26 protein-coding genes are annotated in these 25,447 nt (G+C 70.3%); 21 read left to right on the top strand and 5 right to left on the bottom strand.

Features of this window, described 5'->3' with window-relative positions:
* Positions 1–88: 88 nt before the first annotated feature.
* Both rpmE and prfA read left to right on the top strand, forming a co-directional pair.
* On the top strand, positions 89–313 hold the full coding sequence (rpmE, locus tag FBZ33_RS25495; protein ID WP_030333150.1) for a 50S ribosomal protein L31: 225 nt from the start codon (positions 89–91) through the stop codon (positions 311–313).
* A 127-nt stretch (positions 314–440) separates the two neighbouring features.
* Positions 441–1,529, top strand: coding sequence for a peptide chain release factor 1 (gene prfA / locus FBZ33_RS25490; protein WP_088949926.1), 1,089 nt, complete (start codon positions 441–443; stop codon positions 1,527–1,529).
* A 115-nt stretch (positions 1,530–1,644) separates the two neighbouring features.
* Here prfA and FBZ33_RS25485 read toward each other — a convergent pair whose 3' ends face one another.
* Positions 1,645–3,192: a diguanylate cyclase gene (locus tag FBZ33_RS25485; RefSeq protein ID WP_141910942.1), complete on the bottom strand. Its 1,548-nt coding sequence runs from the start codon at positions 3,190–3,192 to the stop codon at positions 1,645–1,647.
* 71 nt (positions 3,193–3,263) lie between these two features.
* On the opposite strand from FBZ33_RS25485, the gene prmC reads away from it, so the two are divergent.
* From prmC to FBZ33_RS25465, 4 genes are all read left to right on the top strand, one after another.
* Complete coding sequence (gene prmC, locus FBZ33_RS25480; RefSeq protein ID WP_141910941.1) at positions 3,264–4,211, top strand: peptide chain release factor N(5)-glutamine methyltransferase; 948 nt, start codon at positions 3,264–3,266, stop codon at positions 4,209–4,211.
* On the top strand, positions 4,211–4,858 hold the full coding sequence (locus FBZ33_RS25475) for an L-threonylcarbamoyladenylate synthase (protein ID WP_088949923.1): 648 nt from the start codon (positions 4,211–4,213) through the stop codon (positions 4,856–4,858). The genes prmC and FBZ33_RS25475 overlap by 1 nt, the downstream gene beginning before the upstream one ends.
* Entirely contained in the window at positions 4,859–5,470 is a 612-nt protein-coding gene (locus FBZ33_RS25470) for a phosphotyrosine protein phosphatase (protein WP_088949922.1), read from the top strand.
* A gap of 107 nt (positions 5,471–5,577) precedes the next feature.
* Positions 5,578–7,692 carry a transglycosylase domain-containing protein gene (locus FBZ33_RS25465; RefSeq protein ID WP_141910940.1) on the top strand — a complete coding sequence of 705 codons (2,115 nt, stop codon included), beginning with the start codon at positions 5,578–5,580 and terminating at the stop codon, positions 7,690–7,692.
* 12 nt (positions 7,693–7,704) lie between these two features.
* Here the strand turns inward: FBZ33_RS25465 and FBZ33_RS25460 are convergent, their stop codons facing one another.
* Positions 7,705–9,168 carry an SDR family oxidoreductase gene (locus FBZ33_RS25460; protein ID WP_141910939.1) on the bottom strand — a complete coding sequence of 488 codons (1,464 nt, stop codon included), beginning with the start codon at positions 9,166–9,168 and terminating at the stop codon, positions 7,705–7,707.
* A 35-nt stretch (positions 9,169–9,203) separates the two neighbouring features.
* Here FBZ33_RS25460 and glyA point away from each other — a divergent pair, with 35 nt between their 5' ends.
* The 13 genes from glyA (at position 9,204) to FBZ33_RS25395 (ending at position 20,207) form a co-directional block, all read left to right on the top strand.
* Complete coding sequence (gene glyA, locus FBZ33_RS25455; protein WP_185755409.1) at positions 9,204–10,493, top strand: serine hydroxymethyltransferase; 1,290 nt, start codon at positions 9,204–9,206, stop codon at positions 10,491–10,493.
* Complete coding sequence (locus tag FBZ33_RS25450; protein WP_088949918.1) at positions 10,486–10,911, top strand: hypothetical protein; 426 nt, start codon at positions 10,486–10,488, stop codon at positions 10,909–10,911. The genes glyA and FBZ33_RS25450 overlap by 8 nt, the downstream gene beginning before the upstream one ends.
* A 189-nt stretch (positions 10,912–11,100) precedes the next feature.
* Positions 11,101–11,337 carry an AtpZ/AtpI family protein gene (locus FBZ33_RS25445; protein WP_088951984.1) on the top strand — a complete coding sequence of 79 codons (237 nt, stop codon included), beginning with the start codon at positions 11,101–11,103 and terminating at the stop codon, positions 11,335–11,337.
* Between the two features lie 11 nt (positions 11,338–11,348).
* Positions 11,349–12,146, top strand: coding sequence for a F0F1 ATP synthase subunit A (atpB, locus tag FBZ33_RS25440; RefSeq protein ID WP_141910937.1), 798 nt, complete (start codon positions 11,349–11,351; stop codon positions 12,144–12,146).
* Between the two features lie 64 nt (positions 12,147–12,210).
* Positions 12,211–12,453, top strand: a complete 243-nt coding sequence (locus FBZ33_RS25435) for a hypothetical protein (protein WP_088949916.1) — start codon at positions 12,211–12,213, stop codon at positions 12,451–12,453.
* A 27-nt stretch (positions 12,454–12,480) separates the two neighbouring features.
* Positions 12,481–13,020, top strand: coding sequence for a F0F1 ATP synthase subunit B (locus FBZ33_RS25430; protein ID WP_088949915.1), 540 nt, complete (start codon positions 12,481–12,483; stop codon positions 13,018–13,020).
* Positions 13,020–13,841 (top strand): F0F1 ATP synthase subunit delta, encoded by an 822-nt coding sequence (locus tag FBZ33_RS25425; RefSeq protein WP_141910936.1) that lies wholly within the window; start codon positions 13,020–13,022, stop codon positions 13,839–13,841. Before FBZ33_RS25430 ends, FBZ33_RS25425 begins: the two co-directional genes overlap by 1 nt.
* A 140-nt stretch (positions 13,842–13,981) precedes the next feature.
* Positions 13,982–15,634, top strand: a complete 1,653-nt coding sequence (gene atpA, locus FBZ33_RS25420; protein ID WP_088949913.1) for a F0F1 ATP synthase subunit alpha — start codon at positions 13,982–13,984, stop codon at positions 15,632–15,634.
* A 4-nt stretch (positions 15,635–15,638) separates the two neighbouring features.
* Positions 15,639–16,568, top strand: coding sequence for a F0F1 ATP synthase subunit gamma (locus tag FBZ33_RS25415; protein WP_141910935.1), 930 nt, complete (start codon positions 15,639–15,641; stop codon positions 16,566–16,568).
* Positions 16,568–18,004, top strand: a complete 1,437-nt coding sequence (gene atpD, locus FBZ33_RS25410; protein ID WP_099848184.1) for a F0F1 ATP synthase subunit beta — start codon at positions 16,568–16,570, stop codon at positions 18,002–18,004. The genes FBZ33_RS25415 and atpD overlap by 1 nt, the downstream gene beginning before the upstream one ends.
* 228 nt (positions 18,005–18,232) lie before the next feature.
* Positions 18,233–19,369, top strand: coding sequence for an LCP family protein (locus tag FBZ33_RS25405; protein WP_141910934.1), 1,137 nt, complete (start codon positions 18,233–18,235; stop codon positions 19,367–19,369).
* 88 nt (positions 19,370–19,457) lie between these two features.
* Positions 19,458–19,739, top strand: coding sequence for a F0F1 ATP synthase subunit epsilon (locus FBZ33_RS25400; protein WP_088949909.1), 282 nt, complete (start codon positions 19,458–19,460; stop codon positions 19,737–19,739).
* A 12-nt stretch (positions 19,740–19,751) separates the two neighbouring features.
* Positions 19,752–20,207 carry a DUF2550 domain-containing protein gene (locus FBZ33_RS25395; protein ID WP_088949908.1) on the top strand — a complete coding sequence of 152 codons (456 nt, stop codon included), beginning with the start codon at positions 19,752–19,754 and terminating at the stop codon, positions 20,205–20,207.
* Positions 20,208–20,567: 360 nt separating this feature from the next.
* Here the strand turns inward: FBZ33_RS25395 and FBZ33_RS25390 are convergent, their stop codons facing one another.
* Complete coding sequence (locus FBZ33_RS25390; protein ID WP_141910933.1) at positions 20,568–21,140, bottom strand: cob(I)yrinic acid a,c-diamide adenosyltransferase; 573 nt, start codon at positions 21,138–21,140, stop codon at positions 20,568–20,570.
* Between FBZ33_RS25390 and murA the strand changes: the two genes are divergently transcribed.
* Together murA and FBZ33_RS25380 are read left to right on the top strand one after the other, a co-directional pair.
* Positions 21,139–22,581, top strand: coding sequence for a UDP-N-acetylglucosamine 1-carboxyvinyltransferase (gene murA / locus FBZ33_RS25385; protein ID WP_141910932.1), 1,443 nt, complete (start codon positions 21,139–21,141; stop codon positions 22,579–22,581). The genes FBZ33_RS25390 and murA overlap by 2 nt on opposite strands.
* 146 nt (positions 22,582–22,727) lie before the next feature.
* Entirely contained in the window at positions 22,728–23,576 is an 849-nt protein-coding gene (locus FBZ33_RS25380; RefSeq protein WP_141910931.1) for a 3-hydroxyacyl-CoA dehydrogenase family protein, read from the top strand.
* Positions 23,577–23,627: 51 nt separating this feature from the next.
* Here FBZ33_RS25380 and FBZ33_RS25375 read toward each other — a convergent pair whose 3' ends face one another.
* Together FBZ33_RS25375 and FBZ33_RS25370 are read right to left on the bottom strand one after the other, a co-directional pair.
* Entirely contained in the window at positions 23,628–24,473 is an 846-nt protein-coding gene (locus tag FBZ33_RS25375; protein ID WP_141910930.1) for an ABC transporter permease, read from the bottom strand.
* Complete coding sequence (locus FBZ33_RS25370) at positions 24,470–25,321, bottom strand: ABC transporter ATP-binding protein (protein WP_141910929.1); 852 nt, start codon at positions 25,319–25,321, stop codon at positions 24,470–24,472. Before FBZ33_RS25370 ends, FBZ33_RS25375 begins: the two co-directional genes overlap by 4 nt.
* Positions 25,322–25,447: the final 126 nt, after the last annotated feature.

Genomic DNA, 25,447 nt, shown 5'->3' with positions numbered 1-25,447 from the left:
CCGGTTCCGGTTCACGCCCGAGCCCGTCGCGTACGGCGCGACGAGCGATGACGGCGACCCGGCGACCACCAACGAGAGGACCGAGGCGATGAAGGCAAACATCCACCCGGAGTACGTGACCACCGAGGTCAGCTGCTCCTGTGGCAACACGTTCACGACCCGCAGCACCGCCAAGGGCGGGGCGATCCACGCCGAGACCTGCAGCGCCTGCCACCCGTTCTACACCGGTAAGCAGCGCGTTCTCGACACCGCCGGCCGGGTCGCGAAGTTCCAGCAGAAGTACGCCAAGGTTCAGGCCAAGAAGGCCAAGTAGTTCCACGTTCGGCGCCCGCGTCCGGTTTTTCGCCGGACGCGGGCGCCGTCCGCATTTCCCCCAGTTTCCGCCCGGCCGCCGGCCTTCCGGCTCTCCCGGCTCGCACCGTCGAAGGAGCATCCGCAGCATGAGCAGCGAGCGTCTGGCCGGCCTCCTCGACGAGTACGCGGAGCTGGAGAAGCGGCTGGCCGATCCGGCCATCCACGCCGACCAGGCCACCGCGCGCAGGGTCGGCCGCCGCTACGCCGAGCTGGTGCCGCTGCACAAGGCCGCCGACGAGCTGGAACAGGCCCGCGCCGACCTGGTGGCGGCCCGCGAGCTTGCCGCGGAGGACCCGTCCTTCGCGAGCGAGGCGGAGTCGCTCGCCGCGACCCTGCCCGTGCTGGAGGAACGCCTCGCCGAGCTGCTCATCCCGCGCGACCCGCACGACGCCAAGGACGTGATCGTCGAGATCAAGGCGGGCGAGGGTGGTGAGGAGTCGGCGCTGTTCGCCGGCGACCTGCTGCGGATGTACACCCGCTATGCCGAGCGCCACGGCTGGGTCACCGAGGTGATCGACGCGCAGGATTCCGACCTCGGCGGGGTCAAGGACGTCTCGCTCGCCATCAAGACCAAGGGTGTGCCGGAGGGCGGCAGCGGCGTCTGGTCCCGACTCAAGTGGGAGGGCGGCGTCCACCGCGTGCAGCGTGTCCCGGTCACCGAGTCGCAGGGCCGGATCCACACCTCCGCCGCCGGGGTGCTGGTGCTGCCGGAGGCCGAGGACGTCGACGTCACCATCGACGCGAACGACCTGCGCATCGACGTGTTCCGCTCGTCCGGCCCGGGCGGCCAGTCGGTCAACACCACCGACTCGGCGGTGCGGATCACCCACCTGCCGACCGGCATCGTCGTCTCCTGCCAGAACGAGAAGTCCCAGTTGCAGAACCGGGAGCAGGCGATGCGGATCATGCGGGCCCGGCTGCTGGCCGCCGCCCAGGAGCAGGCCGACGCCGCCGCCTCGGACGCCCGGAAGGCCCAGGTGCGCACGGTGGACCGCTCGGAGCGGATCCGCACCTACAACTACCCGCAGAACCGGATCACCGACCACCGGATCGGCTACACGGCGTACAACCTCGACCTGGCGCTCGCCGGTGAGCTGGACGGGGTGCTGGACGCCCTGACGGAGGCGGACCGCGCCGCCCGGCTGGCCGGCGACACCGAGCTGACCCGCCGCTGAGCAACCCGGCCGCGCGTCCCGTCGCCGTCGATCATGGGATTGTGGTGGGTGGTTTGTCGCGTCGTGGGCCTTTGGTGAGGCACCACAAGTCCTTGATCGACGCGAGCCCTGGCGGTCAGCTCGCGCGGGGACGGGACTTGGCGCGCAGCATCTCCCGGTCGGCCAGCTCGAAGGCGACGCTGAGCGCGTCGCGCAGCCCACTGCCGCCGGAGACCTCCGCGAAGCCGATGCTCACCCCGACCGGCGTGCCCGGCACCAGCGACTCCCAGTCCTCAAGTCGGACGGCGGCCTCGATCCGGCGGGCCACCTCGGCGGCCTCGGTCATGCCGGTGTCCGGCAGCACCACGACGAACTCGTCACCGCCGTAGCGGGCCACGAAGTCGCCCCGGCGCATCACCCGGTTGATCACCCCGGCGATGCGTTGCAGCACCAGGTCGCCGGAGTGGTGGCCGTGCCGGGTGTTGACCGCCTTGAAGCCGTCCAGATCGCAGACGCCGATCACCACCCGCTCGCCCCGGGTGACCACTGCCGTGATGTACCGCTCCAGCCGGCGTCGGTTGGGCAGCCCGGTGAGCGGGTCGGTCAACGCCTCGCCCTCGAACCGCGCCGCCTCGCGGCGCATCTCCTCGTGGTCGATGCGGGCGGCGATGCCGTCGATGTAGACGTCCCGCAGCCGGTCGTTGCGTTGGGCGGCGAGCCGGAACGCCAGGCGGTCGGCCCGGTGCGCCGCCGGGTGGTCTCCGGCGCGTGTCAGCGCGATGCTGCGCAGCCGGGCCGGCTCGGCCGCTCCGAGCGTCTCGGTGGACACGTGGACGGTGTCCAACCGGGTGACCGCCTCGATCGGCCGCCCAGCGGCCACGGCGAGGCACACCTGCCCGAGCTGCCGCATGTCGCGGGCGCGGGCGCTGTCCCCGCCGTGGCTGATCAACCGGGCCGGCTCGGCCTCCCCGCTGGTCGCCACCTGGTCGCCGAGCGCCGCCTGCCGAGCCGCCGCGTAGCCGTAGGCGGCGAGGCTGCTCGGGCGGAGCTGGCCGGCCCGCCCGGTGCGGACGAAGCGGGCCAGGTCGGCGGCCACGTCCCGAAGCACCCGCAGACACCCGTCGCTGTCGCCGTTGTGGTCCAGTGCCACCGCGTTGCGCAGCCGGATGCCCGGCGCGGCGAACGTCTCCTCGGGGATGCCGGCGGTCAGCCCGAGCTGCCGGGCCCGCTCGATGGCGCCGAGGGCGTAACCGTGGAAGCTGAGGTAGCTGTAGGCCATCGCCAGGTCGTGCCAGCCCCACGCGGTGTCCCGGTCCGGGTCCTCCACCGCGCCCAGGGCGCGGGCGGCTCGGACGAGGTGCATGACGCAGCGGTCCAGTGCGCCCTGGTGGTGGGCGGCGAGCGCGGCCAGCGCGTTGAGGTGCCCGTGCAGGTACGGCTCGGCGAGGTCGCGAACCGCCGCCGACGCCTCCTCGATGGCCCGGGTGAACTCCGCGGTCCGACCGAGATTGATCAGTGCGGAGAGGCGCTGCACCAGCGCGTCCGCTCGCGCGGCCGGGTCGGCCGTGGTGCGGATCACACGCTCCAGCAGGACGTACGACTCCGCGGAACGGCTGGCCTCCTGCAGTGCACGGGCATGCGTGAGGACATCAACCTGGTCATCGACCCGGTCGAGCCAGCCCACCCGCCAACCTCCTGCCGTGCGCCTGGGCGCACCTGTTCGTCGCGTCGCCCGCGACGCTTCATGATTATGTCGTGAGTACTCTGCCGCAACACCCCCCCGGAGGGACAGGCCCCATCCGTCCGTCCGCCGCAGTGGCCCGATCGGCCCGGGTGCTCGCCGCCGCCGGGGTCGGCTCGGCCCGGGTGGAGGCCGAGTTGCTGGCCGCGTACGTGCTCGGGGTGCCCCGGGGTCGGCTGGCGCTCGCCGACGACCTCAGCGACGACCAGCTGGCGCGGCTCGACGACCTGACGCGTCGTCGCGCCGGGCGGGAGCCGTTGCAGTATCTGACCGGTCGCGCCGGGTTCCGGCACCTTGAGTTGCTGGTCGGCCCGGGTGTCTTCGTGCCCCGACCGGAGACCGAGTTGCTGGCCGGGTGGGGCGTCGAGCAGGCCCAGGGCCGGCCCGACCCGGTGGTGGTCGACCTGTGCAGCGGCTCGGGCGCCATCGCGCTGGCGGTCGCCCAGGAGCTGCCGGGGGCGCGGGTGATCGCGGTGGAGCGGTCCCCGGCGGCGTTGGCCTGGCTGCGGCGCAACGCGGCGGAGCGGGCCGCGGCGGGGGACCGGCCGATCGAGGTGGTCGAGGCCGACGTGACAGCGCCGGATCTGCTGGCGGACCTGGTGGGCAGGGTGGACGTGCTGCTCTGCAACCCGCCGTACGTGCCGGACGACGTGGTGGTCCCGCCGGAGGTGGCCGGGCACGACCCGGCGGAGGCGGTCTTCGGCGGCGCGGACGGTCTGGCGGTGATCCGGCCGGTCGTCACCCGGGCGGCGGCGCTGCTGCGCCCCGGCGGCGCGTTCGGGGTCGAGCACGACGACACGCACGGCGCGGCGGTGCCCGGGCTGCTCGCCGGGCACGGCGGGTTCACCGCTGTCACGGAGCATCGGGACCTCACCGGACGGCCCCGCTTCGCCACCGCGTCCCGACGGGCGGACGGCCAGCACGCCCCGATCGGGGCGGCGTGGCAGACTGACTCCCCGTGATGCTCTACGACTGCCGGTCGCCCGCCGATCGGGACCGCGGCATCGCTGCGGCGATCGAGGCGGTCAAGAACGGCGAGCTGGTCGTCCTTCCGACGGACACCGTGTACGGGATCGGCGCGGACGCGTTCACCCCGTACGCGGTCAAGGCGCTGCTCGATGCCAAGGGCCGGGGTCGGCAGATGCCGCCGCCGGTGCTGATCGGCTCGCGGCACACCCTGGACGGGTTGGTCTTCTCGCTGCCCACCGCCGCACGGGATCTCGTGGAGGCGTTCTGGCCGGGTGCCCTGACGATCGTCGTCGAGCACTCGCCGAGCCTCCAGTGGGATCTGGGCGACAAGACGGGCACGGTGGCTGTGCGGATGCCGCTGCACCCGGTGGCGCTGGAGGTGCTGCGCGAGACCGGCCCGATGGCGGTCTCGTCGGCCAACAAGACCGGCCAGCCCGCCGCGGTGACCGCCGAGGAGGCGCGTGACCAGCTCAGTTACTCGGTGCGGGCCTACCTGGAGGCCGGGCCCTGCCCGGACCCGGTGCCCAGCACGATCGTGGATCTGACCGGTGAGGTGCCGCAACTGCTGCGGGCGGGGGCGATCCCGTTGGAGAAGCTGCGCGACGTCGTCCCGGACCTCATCGACGGTCGGGCGGTCTGAGTGCCCCCGTTCACGGTGCTGCACGTGTGCATGGGCAACATCTGCCGCTCGCCGATGGCGGAGCGGCTGCTCGCCCTGGCGGTGCGGGAGCGGTTGACGCGGCGTGCGGAGGACCCGGCCCGCGCCGAGGAGCTGGTGCACAGCCACAGCGCCGGGACGGGTGGTTGGCACGCGGGCGAGGAGATGAACCCGCCGGCGGCGCGGCAGGTGACCGGCCGGGGTGGGGACGTCGAGGGGTTCGCCGCCCGCAAGTTGCGCTCGGACCACATCGACGCCGCCGACCTGGTCCTGACCGCCACGGCGGACCAGCAGGAGTACGTGGTGGCGCTGCGGCCGGACGCTGCGGCCCGCACGTTCGTGCTGGGGGAGTTCGGCCGGCTGCTGGCCGCGGTGGACGCCACCGCGTTGCCGCCGGGTGACGCGACCCCGGAGGCCGTGTACGCCCGGGGTGTGGCTCTGGTGGCGGCGGCCCATGACGTCCGGTTGGGCGCCTCGGCGTTGCCGACCGATGATCTGGACGACCCGTGGGGTCGCGGTGACCAGTGCTTCAGCCGGGTCGCCGACGAGATCGAGGAGACGGTGCACCCGCTGGCCGGCGCACTGCTGCCCTGAGCCTTGGTGCGAGTTTCCTCCGGGTTTGGGGAAAACCAGGGGCGAAAGGGGCGTTTCGGGTCATCCTGAACGGGTCCTAGCGTGACCGGCTCCTGCGGGGAGAGCTGATGATCCGGGCCCATCTCGACAAACTGCTGACTGTGGTGATCGCCGGAGTGCTGGCCGGGTTGGTGCTGGCCGCAGCCGCCCTGCCGGCGGCCCTGGCCTTCGGGATCGGGTTCAGCAACCTGTCCACGCCGTACTCGGAGCTGCCGAACACACTCCGTACGCCGCCGACCGCGCAGCGCTCCAACCTCTACGCCAACGACGGCACCACCCTGATCACCTCCTTCTACCAGGAGGACCGGGTGGACGTGCCGCTGCACGAGGTGGCCCCGGTGATGCGCCAGGCGATAGTGGCCGCCGAGGACGTCCGGTTCTACCAGCACAGCGGCGTGGACCTGCGCGGCGTGGTGCGCGCGTTCACAGTCAACAAGCGGGACGGGCGGACGCGGCAGGGCGCCTCCACGCTGACCATGCAGTACGTCCGCAACGTGCTCAGCAGCGACCCCCGGCTGACCGAGGCGCAGCGGGTGGCCGCCACCGAGGTCACCACAGTGCGCAAGCTCCAGGAGATGCGCTACGCGCTCGCGCTGGAACGGGAACTCGACAAGGAGCAGATCCTCACCCGCTACCTCAACATCGCCTACTTCGGCGCCGGGGCGTACGGCATCGCGGCGGCCAGCAAGCGCTACTTCTCCCGGTCTCCGGCCGACCTGACCCTGTCCCAGGCGGCGCTGCTGGCCGGTCTGGTCCGGTCACCGGACAGCGACGACCCGATCAACGGCGACGCCGACGCCGCGCTGGCCCGACGGTCGTACGTGTTGGAGCGGCTTGTGGAGTCGGGGCAGGTGCCGGCGGACGCGGCGGCGGCGGCCCGGGCCGAACCGTTGCAGCTTCAGCCCAGTGAGACCCCGAACGACTGCACCGGGGTGCCCGAGGCGCACAACGACTGGGGCTTCTTCTGCGACTGGTTCACCCGCTGGTGGAGCAGCCAGTCCGCGTTCGGCGCGACGGCCGACGAGCGGCAGCGCACGCTGCGCCGGGGCGGGTTCTCCATCGTGTCGTCGCTGGACCCGGGGGTGCAGCGGGCCACCACCGAGCAGGTGCTGAAGATCTACCGGCCGACGGACGCCGAGGCGGTGCCGACCGCCGTGGTGCAGCCGGGCACCGGGCGGGTGCTGGCGATGTCGGTGAACCGTGCCTACAGCGTGCAGGACAACCCGGTCGGGCAGAAGAACCGCCCCAACACCGTCAACCAGCTGGTCGCTGGCGGTGGGGCGATCGAGGGGTACCAGGGTGGCTCGACGTTCAAGCTCTTCACCATGCTGGCCGCGCTGGAGTCCGGCCTGCCGCTGTCGACCGACTTCGTGGCACCGACCCAGTTGCTCACCCGCTTCCCGGTCACCGGGGCGGCGAGCTGTGACGGTCACTGGTGCCCGACGAACGCCAGCCCCTCGTCGATGGACGGCCCCCGCACCATGTGGAGCGCGTTCGGCCGCTCGGTGAACACGTACTTCGCCTGGCTCACCGAGAAGGTGGGCGCCGACCGGGTGGTGGAGATGGCCGAGCGGCTCGGCATCGTGCTGCGGGCCGACGCCGACGCCAAGCTGGCCCGCTACGGCGCGAAGAACTGGGGCCCGTTCACCCTGGGCGTGGCCGCGACGACGCCGCTGGACCTGGCCACCGCGTACGCCACCGTGGCGGCCGAGGGGACCTGGTGCGCACCGCTGCCGGTGGTCTCGATCACCGACTCGGGCGGCCGGCCGGTCGACGCCGCCAAGCCGGACTGCCGGCAGGTGCTCGACCCCGACGTGGCCCGGGCGGCCACCGACGCGGCGCGCTGCCCGGTCGGCGACCAGTCGATGTACGGGCGCTGCGACGGCGCCACCGCACCGGGGCTGCGCGCGCGGCTCGGCCGTCCCGTGGCCGGCAAGACGGGCAGCTCGGAGCGGTACGAGACGGAGACCGTGGTGGCGTTCACGCCGCAGTTGGCGGTCGCCTCGATGGCGGCGAACCCGGACGATCCCCGGGACGCGGTCGGCCAGGCGGTGCAGGCTCGGATGGTGGACGCGGTCGGCGAGGTGCTCGCCGTCGCCCTGCGCGACCAACCGGTACGCGACTTCGTCCCGCCGAGCGAACGAACCGCCCTCCAGGTCACCGGAGCCCGCACCGGCAACTGAGACCTGCGGGGATCAGGGGGCCTGTTCGGCGTTGCGCGCAATGTTGCGGGCCATCCCGCCGAAGACCACCGCGTGGAAGGGCGCCACCGACCCCCAGTAGGCGTGGCCGCTCAGCCCGCGTGGCAGGAAGACCGCGCGTTGCTGGTAGCGGCTGCGGCCGTCGTCAGTTGACAGCACCCGCATCTCCAGCCAGGCCCGGCCGGGCAGCCGCATCTCGGCGCGCAGCCGGAGCAACTCGCCCGGGACGATCTCCTCGACCCGCCAGAAGTCCAGCGCCTCACCGACCTGGAGGCGGTGCGGGTCGCGTCGGCCCCGACGCAGCCCGACCCCGCCGACCAGCCGGTCCAGCCAGCCCCGGATCGACCAGGCGAGCGGGAACGAGTACCAGCCGTGTTCGCCGCCGACGCCCTCGACGACCCGCCAGAGCGCCGCCGGTGGGGCGTCCACCACCCTCTCGCGGACGTCGGTGTAGGCGGTGCCGCCGGACCACTTCGGGTCGGTGGGCAACGGCTCGGCGGGCGCGTCCGGGCCGCTCGCGTTCGACCAGCGGGTCTCCACCTGGGCGTCGCGCACCTTGGCGAGCGCCAGCGCCACCGCGTCGTCGAAGCCGGTCAGCCCACCGGGTGGGTCCGGCACGTAGCGGGCGATGTCGTGCTCGTGCGCGACGGCCTCGTGGATCAGGCTCTCCACCAGGGGACGGGCGATGGCATTCGGCACGGGGGTGACCAGGCCGACCCAGTGCGACGAGAGCGACGGGGTGAGCGCGCGGACCGGCACGATGATCCGTCGGCGCAGCCCGGCCACCCGGGCGTAGCGCTGCATCATGTCGAGGAAGGTCAGCACGTCCGGCCCGCCGATGTCGAAGCCCCGGTTGACGTCCGGCGGAAGCGCGATGGAGCCGGCCAGGTAGCGCAGCACGTCGCGGACCGCGATCGGTTGGATCCGGTTGTGGACCCAGCGCGGGGTGATCATGGCGGGTAGCCGCTCGGTCAGGTACCGCAGCATCTCGAACGACGCCGAGCCGGATCCGATGATCACCGCGGCCCGCAACACGGCCGTCGGCACCCCACTGGCCAGCAGGATCCGGCCCACCTCGGCCCGGGACCGCAGGTGCGGGGACGGGACCTCCGCGTCGGACGCCGGCTCCGGCCCACCCAGGTAGACGATCCGGCGTACGCCGGCAGCGCGGGCCGCCGCCGCGAAGTTGGTCGCCGCCGTGCGGTCGGCCTCCTCGAAGTCGGGCCGGCCCAACGAGTGCACCAGGAAGTACGCGACGTCCACGTCGGCGAACGCGGCGGGCAGCGTGTCCGGCCGGCTCAGGTCCCCCTCGACGATCTCGGCCGCCGAGGCCCAGGGCACGTCCCGCAGCCGGACCGCCTTGCGGGCGAGGCAGCGGACGGTGTGCCCGTCGGCCAGCAGCAGCGGCGTCAGCCGCCCGCCGATGTATCCGGTGGCTCCCGTGACGAGGCATCTCACAGGTCCCAGTGTGCGGCCCCCTAGACTCGTTCGCTGTGGAGACCGAGACGAGCACCTTCTGGGGGCCGGATTTCGCGCAGCTCAGGGCCACCGACCCGGAGATCGCCGGGGTGGTCCTCGGCGAGCTGGACCGGTTGCGGGGTGGCCTGCAGCTCATCGCCAGCGAAAACCTGACCTCGCCGGCGGTGCTGGCCGCGCTCGGCTCGACCCTGACCAACAAGTACGCCGAGGGTTACCCGGGCCGGCGCTACTACGGCGGCTGTGCCGAGGTGGACCGGGCCGAGGAGATCGGCATCGCACGGGCCAAGGAGCTCTTCGGGGCCGAGCACGCCAACCTCCAGCCGCACTCCGGTGCGAGCGCCAACCTGGCCGCGTACGCCGCGCTGGTGCAGCCGCGTGACACGGTGCTGGCGATGGACCTGCCGCACGGCGGGCACCTCACCCACGGCAGCCGGGTGAACTTCTCCGGCAAGTGGTTCCGCCCGGTCGGCTACCCGGTGCGGCCGGACACCGAGCAGATCGACTACGACGAGGTACGCGACCTGGCGCGGGCGCACCGACCCAAGCTGATCATCTGTGGTGCCACCGCATACCCCCGGCTGATCGACTTCGCCCGGTTCCGGGAGATCGCCGACGAGGTGGGCGCGTACCTGATGGTGGACGCCGCGCATTTCATCGGCCTGGTCGCCGGCCGGGCCATCCCGTCCCCGGTGCCGTACGCCGACGTCGTCTGCGCCACCACCCACAAGGTGCTGCGCGGTCCGCGCGGCGGCATGATCCTGTGCCGCGAGTCGCTGGCCCAGCGGATCGACAAGGCGGTCTTCCCGTTCACCCAGGGTGGCCCGCTGATGCACGCCGTCGCGGCCAAGGCGGTCGCGCTGCGCGAGGCCGCCCAGCCGGAGTTCCAGACGTACGCCAGGCAGGTCGTCACCAACGCCCAGGCGCTCGCCGCCGGGCTGACCGATGAGGGCATGCGCCCGGTGTCCGGTGGCACCGACACCCACCTGGCCCTGATCGACCTGCGGGAGCTGGGGGTGACCGGCGCCGAGGCCGAGCGACGCTGCGACGCCGCGTCGATCACCCTGAACAAGAACGCCATCCCGTACGACCCGCAGCCGCCGATGGTGGCCTCCGGCATCCGGGTGGGCACGCCGAGCGTCACCACCCAGGGCATGCGCGAGGGGGAGATGCGGCAGGTGGCCTCCCTGATCGCCCGTGCGGTGCGCACCGATCCCGGGGCACCGGGAGGCGCCGACGAGCTGACCCGGCTCGGCGCCGAGGTGGCCGAGCTGGTCGCGACGTTTCCGGCGTATCCCCGTGGCTGAGCCCGGGGTGGTCGAGCCCGACGCCGACCGGCGGTGGCGGCTGCGGCACCTGCCGGTGCTGCTGGCCGCGTCGGCGGCGTTGGCGGTGGTCGCCGCGGTGGTGGGTGCGGTGACCGGCGGCGCGACGGCGGCGCTCGGCGCGGCGGCCGGCGTGGGCGTCACGGTGCTCAGCTACACCCTGACCACGGTGGTGCTGGCCCGGGCCGACCAGGTCAACCCGCAGTTGTTGCTGCCGCTCGGGCTGGGCCTGTACGTGCTGAAGTTCACCCTGCTGGGCGTGGTGATGGTGGCGGTGGCGTCGACCGGCTGGGCCGGGTTGGTCCCGCTCTGCCTCGGCATCGTCTCCGGGGTGGCAGTGTGGACGGCGGTGCACATCTGGTGGCTGACCACGGTGCACGCCCGCCGGCCGCAGGGCTGACCTGGCCGTTGGCCGGTCGTCCCAACCAGCGGACGCGCCGCAATGTGTCGGCCTCCGGTCATTTTCCGACGGGCGGAAGGGGAGTAGCGTGCCCACAGACGACGGCGCCCACGAGAGGCCCACACAACGATGGTTGTGCGGGGGGTGAGGCACAGCCTCGTCTTCCCGGCTGATATCGTTCGCCCCGTCATGGCTGGTGACCAAACCCCCCGTCCCGCCGGTGAACCGGACGATATTCCGTCCGGCGCCGGTCAGGGTTGGACCGCGCTCAGCTACCTCATCGGAGGCATGCTCGTGTGGGGTTTCATCGGCTGGCTGATTGACCAGTGGCTCGACACCGGCGGCGTTGCCACCGGGATCGGCGTCGTGCTCGGTATGGCCGGGGGCATCATCCTGGTCGTCCGCCGACTCGGCACGCCTACTTAGGAAGGGACGCGGTGTTCGGACAGGCGAACGTTCTGGCAGCGGGCCAGGCGGCATTCCCACCCAGTGTGGAGGACTTTTACCTGCCCAGCATCCTGCCCTGGGGTGCGCACGACTCGTACTGGTTCACCAAGATCACGGCAATGGTCTGGGTCGCGGTCGGCCTCCTGATCATCTTCTTCCTGGCGACCTACCGGAAGCCGCAGCTGGTGCCGACCAAGAAGCAGTGGCTCGCCGAGTCGATCTACGGCTTCGTGCGCAACAACATCGCGGTCGACATGATCGGTCACGCGGGGGTGCGGTTCGCTCCCTACTTCACGACGCTCTTCTGCTTCGTGCTGCTGACGAACTTCTTCGCGATCGTGCCGTTCTTCCAGATCTCGCCGAACTCGCACATCGCCTTCCCGGCGTTCCTCGCGATCATCAGCTACGTGCTGTTCAACTACGTCGGCATCAAGAAGCATGGCTTCGTCAAATACTTCAAGAACTCTCTGGTTCCGCCGGCGCCGTGGTTCATCCTGCCGCTGCTGATCCCGATCGAGCTCTTCTCGACGTTCATCGTCCGGCCGTTCTCCCTTGCGGTTCGTCTCTTCGCGAACATGTTCGCCGGCCACATGCTCCTGCTGGTCTTCACGCTCGGTGGCTTCGCCATGCTGAGCGCCAACGCCTGGCTGGCTCCGGTCTCGGTGCTCTCCTGGGTGATGACCATCGCGCTCACCTTCCTCGAGTTCCTGGTGATCTGCCTGCAGGCATACGTCTTCACCGTCCTCACCGCCAGTTACGTGCAGGGCGCGCTCGCCGAAGAGCACTGATCCACCGCACCAACCGTTGTCGTCCCGCGTGAGAGACACGCGTGATAACCAGGAGGAACCACTAATGGATTACGTCGCCGCCGCAGAAGGTGTCGTTGGCAGCACCGCCGCCATCGGCTACGGCCTCGCGGCCATCGGTCCGGGTATCGGCGTCGGCCTGGTCTTCGCCGCCTACATCCAGTCGACCGCCCGTCAGCCGGAGTCGTCGCGGATGACCCTGCCGTACGTCTGGATCGGCTTCGCCGTCATCGAGGCGCTCGCGCTGCTGGGTATCGCCTTCGGCTTCATCTGGCAGGGCCAGCTCTAATCCCGCTCGTCGACCGGGAGGTCACCTATGTACTTCCTCGCCGCTGAGGGTGGTGAGTCGACCCACAACCCGATCATCCCCATCTGGCAGGAGATCGTGGTCGGTGGGATCGCCTTCATCGTTCTCTGCTTCGTGCTGATGAAGTTCGTCTTCCCCCGCATGGAGCAGACGTTCCAGGCTCGGGTCGACGCGATCGAGGGCGGCATCAAGCGCGCCGAGGCCGCTCAGGCCGAGGCGAACCAGCTGCTCGAGCAGTACCGTGCCCAGCTCGCTGAGGCTCGGACCGACGCCGCCAAGATCCGTGACGACGCGCGGGCCGACGCCGAGGGCATCCGTCAGGACATCCTCGCCAAGGCGCGGGAGGAGTCCGACCGGGTCATCCAGGCCGGCAAGGACGCGCTCGCCGCCGAGCGGGCCACCATCGTGCGCGAGCTGCGCACGGAGGTCGGCACGATCGCGGTGGACCTCGCCAGCAAGATCGTTGGCGAGTCGCTGGCCGACGAGGCGCGACGCAAGGGCACCGTCGACCGGTTCCTGAGCGGCCTCGAGAGCACGGGGGCCCGCTGATGCAGGCCGCCAGCCGGGAGTCGTACAAGGTCGGGGCCGAGCACCTCGACGCGTACGTCCGCGGCAATGACGCGGTCGCGGTGGCACACACCGCGAACGACCTGCTCGCTGTCGGCGGGCTGCTGCGACGGGAGCCCCGGCTGCGCCGGGCGCTCTCGGACCCGGCCCGGTCCGGCGCGGATCGCGCCGAACTGCTCGGCGGGATGCTGCGGGGCAAGGTCGGCGAGGGTGCGCTCGAACTGCTCGCCGCGCTGGTGTCCGGCCGTTGGTCGGCACCGTCGGAGTTGCTCGATGCCGTCGAGCGACTCGGCGTGGAAGCGGTGCTCGCCAGCACCGAGGCCTCCGGTGACCTCGGCGAGGTCGAGGACGAGCTGTTCCGTTTCGGGCAGGTCGTCGCCGGCGAGCCGGCGCTCTCGGCGGTGCTGTCCAACTCGGCGGCTCCGGTGGAGCAGCGCGGGGTCCTGGTCGGCCAGCTGCTGGCCGGCAAGACCCGCCTGGCCACCGTTCGCCTCATCGAGGTGGCGCTGTCCGGCTTCGGGGGGCGCTCCTTCAGTGGATCGCTCACCCGGCTCGTGGAACTCGCCGCCGAACGGCGGGACCGTCAGGTGGCGTACGTCACCGTGGCGGCCCCGTTGAGTGACGAGGAGGAGCGCCGGCTGGGTGCGAGCCTCGCTGCGATATACGGTCGAGAGGTCTCCGTCAAGCAGACGGTCGACCCCCACGTCCTGGGCGGCGTGAGCGTGCGGGTCGGCTCCGACCTGTACGACGGCACCGTCCTTCGCCGCCTCAACGAGACCCGCAACGCGCTCGCGAAGCGCTGAACGGCTCGCCGCCCAGCGGCTGAGCGGCCTCGCCGCCCAGCATCGGGGCGGCTGCGCCGCTCAGCGCCCGGATTGACAGACGCCATTCGGACCGGTCGGTACTAGGTATCCCGGGCCCCTGAATTTTAAGGAAGCAGAGGATGGCCGAGCTGACCATCTCGACGGAGGAGATCCGCGGCGCCCTGGAGCGCTACGTCTCTTCCTACTCGTCCGACGTCTCCCGCGAGGAGGTCGGCACCGTCGCCGACACCGGTGACGGTATCGCCCACGTCGAGGGCCTGCCCTCGACCATGACCAACGAGCTCCTCGAGTTCGAGGACGGCACGCTCGGCGTGGCGTTGAACCTCGACGTCCGGGAGATCGGTGTCGTTGTTCTCGGTGACTCCGCCAAGCTGGAGGAGGGGCAGCGCGTCAAGCGCACCGAGCGGGTTCTCTCCGTTCCGGTCGGCGATGCCTTCCTCGGCCGCGTGGTCAACGCGCTCGGCGATCCGATCGACGCGCTCGGCGACATCGCCAACGAGGGCTTCCGCGAGCTGGAGCTTCAGGCTCCGAACGTGATGTCCCGGCAGTCCGTCGACGAGCCGCTGCAGACCGGCATCAAGGCCATCGACGCGATGACCCCGATCGGTCGGGGTCAGCGGCAGCTGATCATCGGTGACCGGAAGACCGGCAAGACCACTGTCGCCCTGGACGCCATCCTCAACCAGCGGGACAACTGGCGCACCGGCGACCCGAAGAAGCAGGTCCGCTGCATCTACGTCGCCATCGGCCAGAAGGCCTCCACCATCGCCTCGATCAAGGGGCAGCTGGAAGAGGCCGGCGCGATGGAGTACACGACGATCGTGGCCTCCCCGGCGTCCGACCCGGCCGGCTTCAAGTACCTCGCCCCGTACACCGGCTCGTCCATCGGGCAGCACTGGATGTACGGCGGCAAGCACGTTCTGATCGTCTTCGACGACCTGAGCAAGCAGGCCGAGGCGTACCGGGCCGTGTCGTTGCTGCTGCGTCGCCCGCCGGGCCGTGAGGCGTACCCGGGTGACGTCTTCTACCTGCACTCCCGCCTGCTGGAGCGCTGCGCGAAGCTCTCCGACGAGCTGGGCGGCGGCTCGATGACCGGTCTGCCGATCATCGAGACGAAGGCCAACGACATCTCGGCCTTCATCCCGACCAACGTCATCTCGATCACCGACGGCCAGATCTTCCTGGAGACCGACCTGTTCAACCAGGGCGTTCGTCCGGCGATCAACGTCGGCACGTCGGTCTCCCGGGTCGGTGGCGCCGCGCAGGTGAAGCCGATGAAGAAGGTCGCCGGTTCGCTGCGGCTCAACCTCGCGCAGTACCGCGAGCTGGAGGCGTTCGCCGCCTTCGCCTCCGACCTGGACCGGGCCTCCCGCGCCCAGCTGGACCGCGGTTCGCGCCTGGTCGAGCTGCTCAAGCAGCCGAACTACTCGCCGTTCCCGGTGCAGGAGCAGGTCGTCTCGGTCTGGGCCGGCACCGAGGGCAAGCTGGACGACATCCCGGTGGGTGAGGTCCGGCGCTTCGAGTCGGAGTTCCTCCAGTACCTGCGGCACAAGCACGAGGGTGTGCTGGCCGGCATCGCCGACAACCAGTGGAACGATGACATCATCGGCTCCCTGGACAGCGCGATCGCCGAGTTCAAGCAGGTCTTCCTCAACAAGGAGGACGAGCGTCGGGTCAACGACGCGCCGGCCGCACCGCTTGAGGGCGACGAGAACCGCGAGACGGTGACCCGCTTCCGCGACAGCGCGACCGACCGCCCGGCCGAGAGCTGATCCCGTGGCGGCCCAGGTACGCGTTCTTCGTCAACGGATCCGCTCGGCGAAGTCGATGAAGAAGATCACCAAGGCGATGGAGCTCGTGGCGACGAGCCGAATCGCCAAGGCTCAGGCCCGGGTGCAGGCGTCCCTGCCGTACGCCCAGGCCATCACCGGTGTGCTCACGGCGCTGGCGTCCAACGCGCGGATCGACCACCCGCTGCTCACCCCGCGCGAGCGGGTGCGGCGGGCCGGCGTCCTGTTGGTCACCAGCGACCGTGGCCTGGCCGGCGGTTACAGCTCCAACGCGATCAGGATGGCGGAGTCGCTGATCGCGCGCCTCAAGGCGGACGGCAAGGAGCCGGTGCTCTACGTCATCGGGCGTAAGGGCGTCGGGTTCTACCGGTTCCGCGAACGGCCGATGGAGGCCAACTGGACCGGGTTCAGCGAGCAGCCGTCGTTCGAGGACGCCCGCACCGTCGGTGAGACGCTGATCAAGGCGTTCACGGCTGGTGCGGACGACGTCGACGGCGGTGCCGGAGCGGACGGCGTGCTCGGCGTCGACGAGTTGCACATCGTCTACACCGAGTTCCACTCGCTGATGACGCAGAACCCGGTCACCAAGGTGATCGGTCCGATGCAGGTGGAGGACCGGCCGCGCTCCGAGGGGCTGCTGCCGGCGTACGAGTTCGAGCCGGAGGCGGAGGCGCTGCTCGACGCGCTCCTGCCGAGGTACATCAACACGCGGATCTACGCGGCGTTGATCGAGTCGGCGGCGAGTGAGTCGGCGGCACGGCGGCGGGCGATGAAGAGCGCCACCGACAACGCCGAAGAGATGATCGAGAAGTACACGCGCGAGATGAACTCGGCTCGCCAGGCCGGGATCACCCAGGAGATCAGCGAGATCGTCGGCGGCGCCAACGCGCTGGCCGCGTCGGGAAGTGAAGTGTGATGACTGCACCAGTAGAGACCAAGACGGCCACGGGTCGCGTGGTCCGGGTCATCGGCCCGGTCGTCGACGCCGAGTTCCCGCGCGACGCCATGCCGGCCCTGTTCAACGCGCTCAACGTTGACGTGAAGCTGTCCGGCGGTGAGAAGACGCTGACCCTGGAGGTCGCCCAGCACCTGGGTGACAACCTGATCCGTGCCATCTCGATGCAGCCGACGGACGGCCTGGTTCGCGGCGCTGAGGTGCGTGACCGCGGCGAGCCGATCACCGTGCCGGTGGGCGACGCGGTCAAGGGCAAGGTGTTCAACGCGATCGGCGAGGTGCTCAACCTCAAAGAGGGCGAGACGTTCGAGGCCGACGACCGGTGGGGCATCCACCGCAAGGCCCCGGCCTTCGCGGACCTGGAGCCGAAGACCGAGATGCTGGAGACCGGCATCAAGGTGATCGACCTGCTCGCCCCGTACGTCAAGGGCGGCAAGATCGGTCTGTTCGGCGGCGCGGGCGTGGGCAAGACGGTGCTCATCCAGGAGATGATCACCCGTGTTGCCCGCAACTTCGGTGGTACCTCGGTGTTCGCCGGCGTGGGTGAGCGCACCCGTGAGGGCAACGACCTCATCGCCGAGATGACCGAGTCCGGCGTCATCGACAAGACCGCGCTGGTCTACGGCCAGATGGACGAGCCGCCGGGCACCCGGCTGCGGGTGGCCCTCTCCGCGCTGACCATGGCGGAGTACTTCCGGGACGTGAAGAAGCAGGAGGTGCTGCTCTTCATCGACAACATCTTCCGCTTCACCCAGGCCGGTTCGGAGGTGTCCACCCTGCTCGGCCGTATGCCGAGCGCCGTGGGTTACCAGCCGACCCTGGCCGACGAGATGGGCGAGCTCCAGGAGCGGATCACCTCCGTCCGGGGCCAGGCCATCACGTCGATGCAGGCGATCTACGTGCCGGCGGACGACTACACCGACCCCGCTCCGGCGACCACGTTCGCTCACCTGGACGCGACCACCAACCTGGAGCGGTCGATCTCCGACAAGGGCATCTACCCGGCCGTGGACCCGCTGGCGTCCTCGTCCCGGATCCTCGCCCCGGAGTTCGTCGGTCAGGAGCACTTCCAGGTCGCCACCGAGGTGAAGCGGATCCTGCAGCGCTACCGCGACCTGCAGGACATCATCGCCATCCTCGGTATCGAGGAGCTCTCCGAGGAAGACAAGATCACCGTGGCTCGGGCCCGGCGGATCGAGCGCTTCCTCTCGCAGAACACGTACGCCGCGGAGCAGTTCACCGGCGTGGCGGGCTCGACGGTCCCGATCAAGGAGACCATCGAGGCGTTCCGCAAGATCAGCGAGGGTGAGTACGATCACTTCCCCGAGCAGGCGTTCTTCATGTGCGGCGGTCTCGAGGACCTCGAGGCCAAGGCTGCGGAGCTGATGAAGGACTGACCAGCTCGATCGGATCTGCAACAAAGAGACTGCCCCGGCAATGCCGGGGCAGTCTTTTGTTCATGTTTGCGTCCTATCATCGTCGCGGTCCGTTACTCGTGGTCGGCACAGACGAGCCACCCGAGATACGGTCGTTCCGCGCTCTTATGTGAAAGAGCTTTGATCTTTGCAACCTTTCGGCGACGTGCGCCCGTCTTCCTCCCGTGGGGCGTAACGAACGGAGAACTCGTGGGTAAGGCCGGCAAGAGTGGCCGCAAGTCGTCGGTCTGGCGGGGTGTGCCGCGCTGGGCCAGGATCTGCACGGTGTTCGGCACCGTGTTGACAGTGCTCAGCGGTGCCGTGCTGGTCGGCACCGAGGTGCTCATGGCCCGCTACGAGGGGGCCGTGGGCAAGGCGGACCTGTTCGGCGACCAGGCGGCCGGTGCCCAGGCGAAGAAGAGCGAGATCAAGGGCCCGCTCAACATCCTGCTGGTCGGCATCGACCCGCGTACGGCGACGGCGGCGCCGCTGGCCGACTCGATCATGGTGCTGCACGTGCCGGCGACGATGGACCGGGCCTACCTCTTCTCACTGCCGCGCGACCTCTACGTGCACATCCCGGCGTTCAAGAAGGCCAACTTCGCGGGCGAGTCCACGAAGATCAACGCCGCCATGTCGTTCGGCAGCCAGGTGCCGGGGGCGAACCCCGACGCCGCCCGGGGCTTCGAGCTGCTGGCCACCACCGTGCAGAACGTGACGGGCATCAAGCGGTTCGACGCTGGCGCGATCATCAACTTCACCGGCTTCCAGAAGATCGTCGATGCCATGGGTGGCGTCAACATGTACGTCGAGCGGGAAGTGAAGTCCGAGCACAAGCAGCCGGATGGCAAGGCCCGGCCGGGCAACACTCGCGGCGAGGGCTACGTCGGGCCGCAGGCGGTCTACAAGAAGGGCAACCAGCACCTGAGTGGGTGGCAGGCGCTGGACTACGTTCGGCAGCGTTACCCGAAGAACGGCGTTCCGGACTCCGACTACGGCCGGCAGCGCCACCAGCAGCAGTTCGTCAAGGCCATGGTCGGCCAGGCGTTCAGCGCCGACGTGGTGTCCAATCCGATCAAGCTGGACAAGGTGCTCCGCGCCGCCGGGCAGTCGCTGATCTTCAACGGGCGGGGCAACAGCGTCGTCGACTTCGGGCTCGCCCTGAAGGACATCCGCCCCAACACGATCCAGATGATCAAACTGCCCGGTGGTGGCGTGTACGACGGCAAGAGATACCTGGGTGAGCAGTTCCAGCCGGGGGTTCCGGACTTCTTCGCCGCGCTGAAGAACGAGCAACTCGACCCGTTCCTGCTGGAGCACCCCGATTTCGTCAACAAGACCAAGTAGCCGGGGCGCGGTTCTCCCCACCCGCGTGGGGCGCGCGCCGGCGTCAGGCTAGACTTTCGGCAATCCGTAGCCGCAGCAAGGAGACAGCGTGGCACAGCAGCTTCACGTCGAGCTCGTCGCCGTCGAGGAGAAGGTCTGGTCGGGTGACGCCGAGATGGTCGTCGCTCGCACGACCGAGGGCGAGCTGGGTGTTCTGCCGGGGCACGCGCCGCTGCTCGGCCAGCTCGCCGAGCCCGGCCAGGTGCGCATCAAGCTCGCCGGTGGTGAGCAGGTCACCTACGAGGTGGCCGGCGGCTTCCTCTCGGTGAGCGCCAACGGTGTGACCGTGCTGGCCGAGAGCGCAACCCCGGTTTCCGCACCGAGCCGCTGAGTCACACCGGGGATGGAGATCGTCGAAGGGTTCGGGATCGGCGTAGTCGTCATCCTCGGCGCGCTTTTCATTCTCTTCGTCCGGCGAGCTCTGGTCACCCGCAGCGGTGGCATCATCCGGCTCAGCGTCCGAGTCTCCACCATGCTCGACGGCCGCGGCTGGTCGCCCGGCTTCGGTCGGTTCGCCGATGACGAGCTTCGTTGGTACCGGATGTTCAGCTTCGCGATCCGCCCCAAGCGGGTGCTGTCGCGCAAAGGGTTGGCGGTGGAGCGCCGCCGATTGCCCGAAGGTCAGGAACGGCTCTCCATGCCGGCCGACTGGGTGATCCTCCGCTGTACCAGTCACCACGCACCGGTGGAGATCGCCATGGCGCGATCGACAGTGACCGGTTTCCTGTCCTGGCTCGAGGCCGCCCCTCCGGGGGCGGTCTCGCCGCGTCTGGCCTCCCAGGACTGGCCGGCTGCCTGAGGGCTGCTGTGGCTGCCTGAGCCGTCTCTGGTCGCCGTTGGGGTTTCCGGGGAGCCCGCCCGGCTCCGGGCGGTCAGGCTTGATCCCTGCGCCGGGCGGGCTCCCCGGAAACCCTTCGTGGGCATCCTGCGCCGTTCTGGCGCGGTTTTTGTCACCTGCCGTTACCGGTGAGGCTGGGTTTCGCCTTTTGCGTCGCTTCTTCGGGTGATCGACTCGGTTTTCGTGATTTCGGGGTGTCCTGCTGGTCTGGATGCCCCTTTTTCTTGAACCCGAGTCGAGCACGTCGCCCACTCGGTTCAAGTAGGCGTGAGGGCGGTCAGATCGGGAAGTCACTGCTCGACGTGGTGCAGAGCCCTCTGGTCAGCGCTTGCCGCCTGGCACCCATAGCACGTCTCCCGCCGGATTTGCCGTTCTTGACAGGATAAAGAGCAGATCGGAGAGCCGGTTGAGATACTTTGCCGGGAGCGTGCTGGTTCGGTCCGGATCGTGGGCCACCAGCGCCCACGCCGCCCGTTCGGCACGCCGGGCGATGGTTCGCGCCACATGCAGCAGCGCCGCGCCTGCGGTGCCGCCGGGGAGGATGAAGGAGTCGAGCTTGCTCAGGCGTGCGTTGTACTCGTCGCACCAGCCTTCCAGGCGCTCGACGTACTCCTCGGTCACCCGCAGCGGCGGGTACTTCGGCTCCGGCTCGACCGGGGTGGACAGGTCGGCGCCGACGTCGAACAGGTCGTTCTGCACCGACCCCAGCACTCCCCGCAGCATCTCGTCGAGCTCGCCCATGGCGATCGCGACGCCGATCGCCGCGTTGCACTCGTCGACATCCGCGTACGCGGCGATGCGTGGATCGGTCTTCGGCACCTGCTCGTTGTTGCTCAGCCTGGTCATGCCGGCATCGCCGGCCTTGGTGTAGATGCGCGTGAGGTGGACGGCCATGACGCACAGCCTACGGATTCCCGACCTGACGATCCCGGCGCGGCCGGACAGCTCCGCCAGTTGGCCTGTGGTGGTGGGCCCCGGCGACGCGGGCGACACGGCGGTCAACGACGTCGACGTCATCCGGGTCCACGGTGACGCCCGCCTGGCCGGCACCGTGCACGTGGTCGGTGCCAAGAACTCGGCGCTGAAGCTGATGGCCGCCGCGCTGCTCGCGCCGGGCCGCAGCGTGATCACGAACGTCCCGCGGATCACCGACATCGCGATCATGGGGGAGGTGCTGCGCCGGCTGGGTTGCGACGTCCGGTTCGAGGCGGACGACCCGGTCGACCCCATGGTCGCCCGCGGTGGGGTGGCCCGGTCCCGCTCGGTGACCATCGACGTGCCCGAGCAGCCTGGTGCCGAGGCCGACTACGACCTGGTCCGGCGGTTGCGCGCGTCGATCTGTGTGCTCGGCCCGCTGCTGGCCCGCCGGGGGTACGTGCGGGTGGCCCATCCTGGCGGCGACGCCATCGGGTCGCGGGGGCTGGACATGCACATCTCCGGGCTGACCCGGATGGGCGCGGAGATCTCCGGTGAGCACGGGTTCGTCATCGCCTCCGCCCCGCACGGGCTGCGCGGCGCGGACATCGTGTTGGACTTCCCCAGCGTCGGCGCGACCGAGAACCTGGTGATGGCGGCGGTGCTCGCCCAGGGCACCACGATGATCGACAACGCGGCCCGCGAGCCGGAGATCGTCGACATCTGCACGATGCTCAACGAGATGGGCGCGCGGATCGTCGGCGCGGGCACGTCCACGTTGCGGATCACCGGGGTCCCCGGTCTGCGCCCGGTGCGCCACGCCACGGTGGGGGACCGGATCGTCGCCGGCACCTGGGCGTTCGGCGCGGCGATGACCCGGGGAGACGTGACGGTGACGGGGCTGGACCCCTCGTACCTGGAGGTCGCGCTGGACAAGGTGGTGGCGGCCGGTGGCCTCGTGGAGACCAGGGGGGACGGCTTCCGCGTACGGATGGACGAGCGGCCCCGGGCGGTGGACGTGGTGACGCTGCCGTACCCCGGCTTCGCCACCGACCTGCTGCCGATGGCGATCGGGCTGGCCGCGGTCAGCGACGGCGCCTCTCTGATCACCGAAAACATCTTCGACGGCCGGTTCATGTTCGCCAACGAGATGATGCGGCTCGGTGCGGACATCAAGACCGATGGGCATCACGCGGTCGTCCGTGGGCGGGGTCGGCTGTCCGGTGCGCCGGTGCGGGCCACCGACATCCGCGCCGGCGCGGGGCTGATCATCGCCGGGCTCTGCGCGCAGGGTGTCACCGAGGTCTCCCACGTGCACCACGTCGACCGGGGGTACCCGGACTTCGTGGCCGACCTGCGAGCACTCGGGGTGGCGATCGAGCGGGGCACCGCACCTGAGGAACCGTCGCTGGAGATCTGACCCGCCGGGAGGCCGTACGTCAGGCCCGGGCAATGCCGCCGGACCGCCGCCATGCCGGGAGGCACCTCCCGGACGCCCCTTAGCCATCGTTCAGGCTCGCCGACTAGGGTGTTTGCAGGCACTCAATCGCAGCGAGGGAGAAGTAGATGGCGGGTCGACTCGCGGTCGTCGGGGCCGGGCTGATGGGCTCCGGCATCGCTCAGGTGGCGGCGCAGGCCGGCTGGCAGGTGACGTTGCGCGACCTGGACGACGCGGCCACCACGCGGGGGCTGGGCGGGATCCGGAAGTCGCTGGAGAAGTTCGCCGAGAAGGGCAAGATCGAGGCGTCCGAGGTCGAGGCGACGCTGGCCCGGATCACCCCGACCACCGACCTGGAGGCGGCGGCGGACGCGGACATCGTGGTCGAGGCGGTCTTCGAGCGGCTGGAGATCAAGCACGAGGTGTTCCGTGCCCTGGACAAGATCTGCAGGGCCGACGCGGTGCTCGCCACCAACACCTCGGCCATCCCGGTCACCCAGATCGCCGCGGTGACCGAGCGACCCGAGTCGGTCGTCGGCACCCACTTCTTCTCCCCGGTGCCGATGATGCAGCTCTGCGAGCTGGTACGCGGTTACAAGACCAGCGACGCCGCGCTGGACACCGCACGGGCCTTCGCCGAGGAGATCGGCAAGACGGTGGTGGTGGTCAACCGGGACATCGCCGGCTTCGTCACGACCCGGCTGATCTCCGCCCTGGTGATGGAGGCGGTCAAGCTGGTGGAGTCCGGCGTGGTGTCCGCCGAGGACCTGGACACGGCCTGCCGCCTCGGCTTCGGGCACGCGATGGGTCCGCTGGCCACCACCGACCTGACCGGTGTGGACGTGCTGCTGCACGCCTCGAAGAACATCTACACCGACACGGCCGACGAGAAGTTCTTCCCGCCGGAGCTGCTCCAGCGCATGGTCACCGCAGGCGACCTGGGCCGCAAGACCGGCAAGGGCTTCTACACGTACTGAGCGGGACATGGAAAGGGGGCGGACGCACAGCGTCCGCCCCCTTTCTCCGCGTCAGCCGTCGCGCTTGGTGGTCCAGCGGAAGGTGGTCATGCAGAGCACCACGCCGATGACGCACCACAGGGCCAGCACCAGCGCGACCCGGCCCAGCTCGAACGAGCCACCCGGTTCCTGGGCGCCGAAGCCGTCGGGCAGGAAGACCGACCGCAGCCCCTGGCACATCCACTTGAGCGGGAACAGCGCCGCCACCTGCTGCATCCAGGTGGGCAGGTCGGTGAAGACGAAGAACACCCCGGAGATGAACTGGAGCACCAGGGCGACCGGGGTGACCACCGCCGAGCCGCTGCGTGCCGTGCGGGCCAGCGACGAGATGGCGATGCCGCACAGGGTGCAGGCGGTCACCCCGAGCCCGGCGACCCAGCCGAAGGTCAACCACTTCCCGGCGGTGCCCGGCAGGTCGAGATCGAACAGCGCCACCGCGACGGCCAGCAGCAGCACGGTCTCGGCGATGCCGATCGCCACCACCATGATCACCTTGCCGGCGAACCAGACCCACTTCGGCATCGGCGTGCCCCGGTAGCGCTTGAGCACCCCCCGGTCCCGCTCGATCGGGATCCAGATGCCCAGGTTCTGGAAGCTGACCGTCATCAGGCCGGTCGCGATCATGCCGGTGATGAAGTACTGGGTGTACTTGACCCCGCCACCGATCTCCCCGCTGAAGATCGACGCGAAGATCAGGATCATGATGATCGGGAAGCCCATGGTGAAGACCACTGACTCCCGGCTGCGCAGGAACTGGGTGATCTCCAGCCGGCCCTGGCGCAGCGCGAGCGCGCCAGCGTTCGGCCGCTGGCCCCGAGGCGCGGCGACCGCGGAGGCGGGTTTTGTCGTGGTCGTCATCGGGCGTGTCCGATCATCGTGAGGTAGACGTCCTCCAGGGTCGGCCGGGTCACCGTGAGGCCGGGAACCTCGCCGCCGTAGCGCGCGGCCAAGCCCGCCACGAGGGCCGTCGGCGTCGCGCTCTGCGCGCTCTCCAGCGTCCCTTCCGGGGTACGCCAGGAGACCGTCGCGAGGGCCTCCTGCCGGTTGCCCAGCCGGTTCGGGGCGGCCACCTCGACCAGCCGGCCGCCGGCGATCACACCGACCCGGTCGGCGAGTGCCTCCGCCTCGTCCAGGTAGTGCGTGGTCAGCACGATGGTGGTGCCGGCCGCGGCGAGGTCGCGGATCAGCTCCCAGAACTCGCGGCGGGCCTCCGGGTCGAAGCCGGTGGTCGGCTCGTCGAGGAAGAGCAGCTCGGGGCGACCGATGATGCCCAGCGCCACGTCCAGGCGGCGCTTCTGCCCGCCGGAGAGGGTGTGCGTACGGGCCTTCGCCTTGGCGCCCAACCCGACCCGCTCGATCACCTTGTCCGGGTCGTCGGCGTCGGGGTAGAAGCCGGAGAAGTGCCGGATCACCTCGGCCACGGTCAGCTCGTCGAACTCGCCGGTGCCCTGGAGCACGATGCCGACACGGGAGCGCCAGTCAGCGTCCGGGTGGGCCGGGTCCGCGCCGAGCACGAAGACCTCGCCGGCATCCCGGTGCCGGTAGCCCTCCAGGATCTCCACCGTGGTGGTCTTGCCGGCGCCGTTCGGGCCGAGCAACGCGAACACCTCACCGCGACGCACGTCGAGGTCCACGCCCGCCACCGCCACGTTGTCGCCGTACGCCTTGCGCAGCCCTCGGACGGAGATGGCCAGCTCGTCATCCATACCGTCCAGTGTGCGTCCTGACCCTGCTGGTCCGGTGCCCGGGGTGTGGCGGTGCGCGCCACTGCGGGCAATTCGCACCCGGATGTCCCCGACATGGACCTGTGTGGTTTTCCACAGCCCCTTTTA

This window comes from Micromonospora sp. A202, assembly GCF_006715105.1.
Taxonomy (GTDB): domain Bacteria; phylum Actinomycetota; class Actinomycetes; order Mycobacteriales; family Micromonosporaceae; genus Micromonospora; species Micromonospora zamorensis.
This window is presented reverse-complemented; position numbering and strand designations above follow the sequence as displayed.

Bases quoted from the DNA above. Each gene is read 5' to 3' on its own strand.
- rpmE (WP_030333150.1), top strand. From the start codon at position 89: ATGAAGGCAAACATCCACCCGGAGTACGTGACCACCGAGGTCAGCTGC.
- prfA (WP_088949926.1), top strand. From the start codon at position 441: ATGAGCAGCGAGCGTCTGGCCGGCCTCCTCGACGAGTACGCGGAGCTG.
- FBZ33_RS25475 (WP_088949923.1), top strand. From the start codon at position 4,211: ATGCTCTACGACTGCCGGTCGCCCGCCGATCGGGACCGCGGCATCGCT.
- FBZ33_RS25465 (WP_141910940.1), top strand. From the start codon at position 5,578: ATGATCCGGGCCCATCTCGACAAACTGCTGACTGTGGTGATCGCCGGA.
- FBZ33_RS25445 (WP_088951984.1), top strand. From the start codon at position 11,101: ATGGCTGGTGACCAAACCCCCCGTCCCGCCGGTGAACCGGACGATATT.
- FBZ33_RS25435 (WP_088949916.1), top strand. From the start codon at position 12,211: ATGGATTACGTCGCCGCCGCAGAAGGTGTCGTTGGCAGCACCGCCGCC.
- FBZ33_RS25430 (WP_088949915.1), top strand. From the start codon at position 12,481: ATGTACTTCCTCGCCGCTGAGGGTGGTGAGTCGACCCACAACCCGATC.
- FBZ33_RS25425 (WP_141910936.1), top strand. From the start codon at position 13,020: ATGCAGGCCGCCAGCCGGGAGTCGTACAAGGTCGGGGCCGAGCACCTC.
- atpA (WP_088949913.1), top strand. From the start codon at position 13,982: ATGGCCGAGCTGACCATCTCGACGGAGGAGATCCGCGGCGCCCTGGAG.
- atpD (WP_099848184.1), top strand. From the start codon at position 16,568: ATGACTGCACCAGTAGAGACCAAGACGGCCACGGGTCGCGTGGTCCGG.
- FBZ33_RS25395 (WP_088949908.1), top strand. From the start codon at position 19,752: ATGGAGATCGTCGAAGGGTTCGGGATCGGCGTAGTCGTCATCCTCGGC.
- murA (WP_141910932.1), top strand. From the start codon at position 21,139: ATGACGCACAGCCTACGGATTCCCGACCTGACGATCCCGGCGCGGCCG.
- FBZ33_RS25390 (WP_141910933.1), bottom strand. From the start codon at position 21,140: ATGGCCGTCCACCTCACGCGCATCTACACCAAGGCCGGCGATGCCGGC.
- FBZ33_RS25380 (WP_141910931.1), top strand. From the start codon at position 22,728: ATGGCGGGTCGACTCGCGGTCGTCGGGGCCGGGCTGATGGGCTCCGGC.
- FBZ33_RS25375 (WP_141910930.1), bottom strand. From the start codon at position 24,473: ATGACGACCACGACAAAACCCGCCTCCGCGGTCGCCGCGCCTCGGGGC.
- FBZ33_RS25370 (WP_141910929.1), bottom strand. From the start codon at position 25,321: ATGGATGACGAGCTGGCCATCTCCGTCCGAGGGCTGCGCAAGGCGTAC.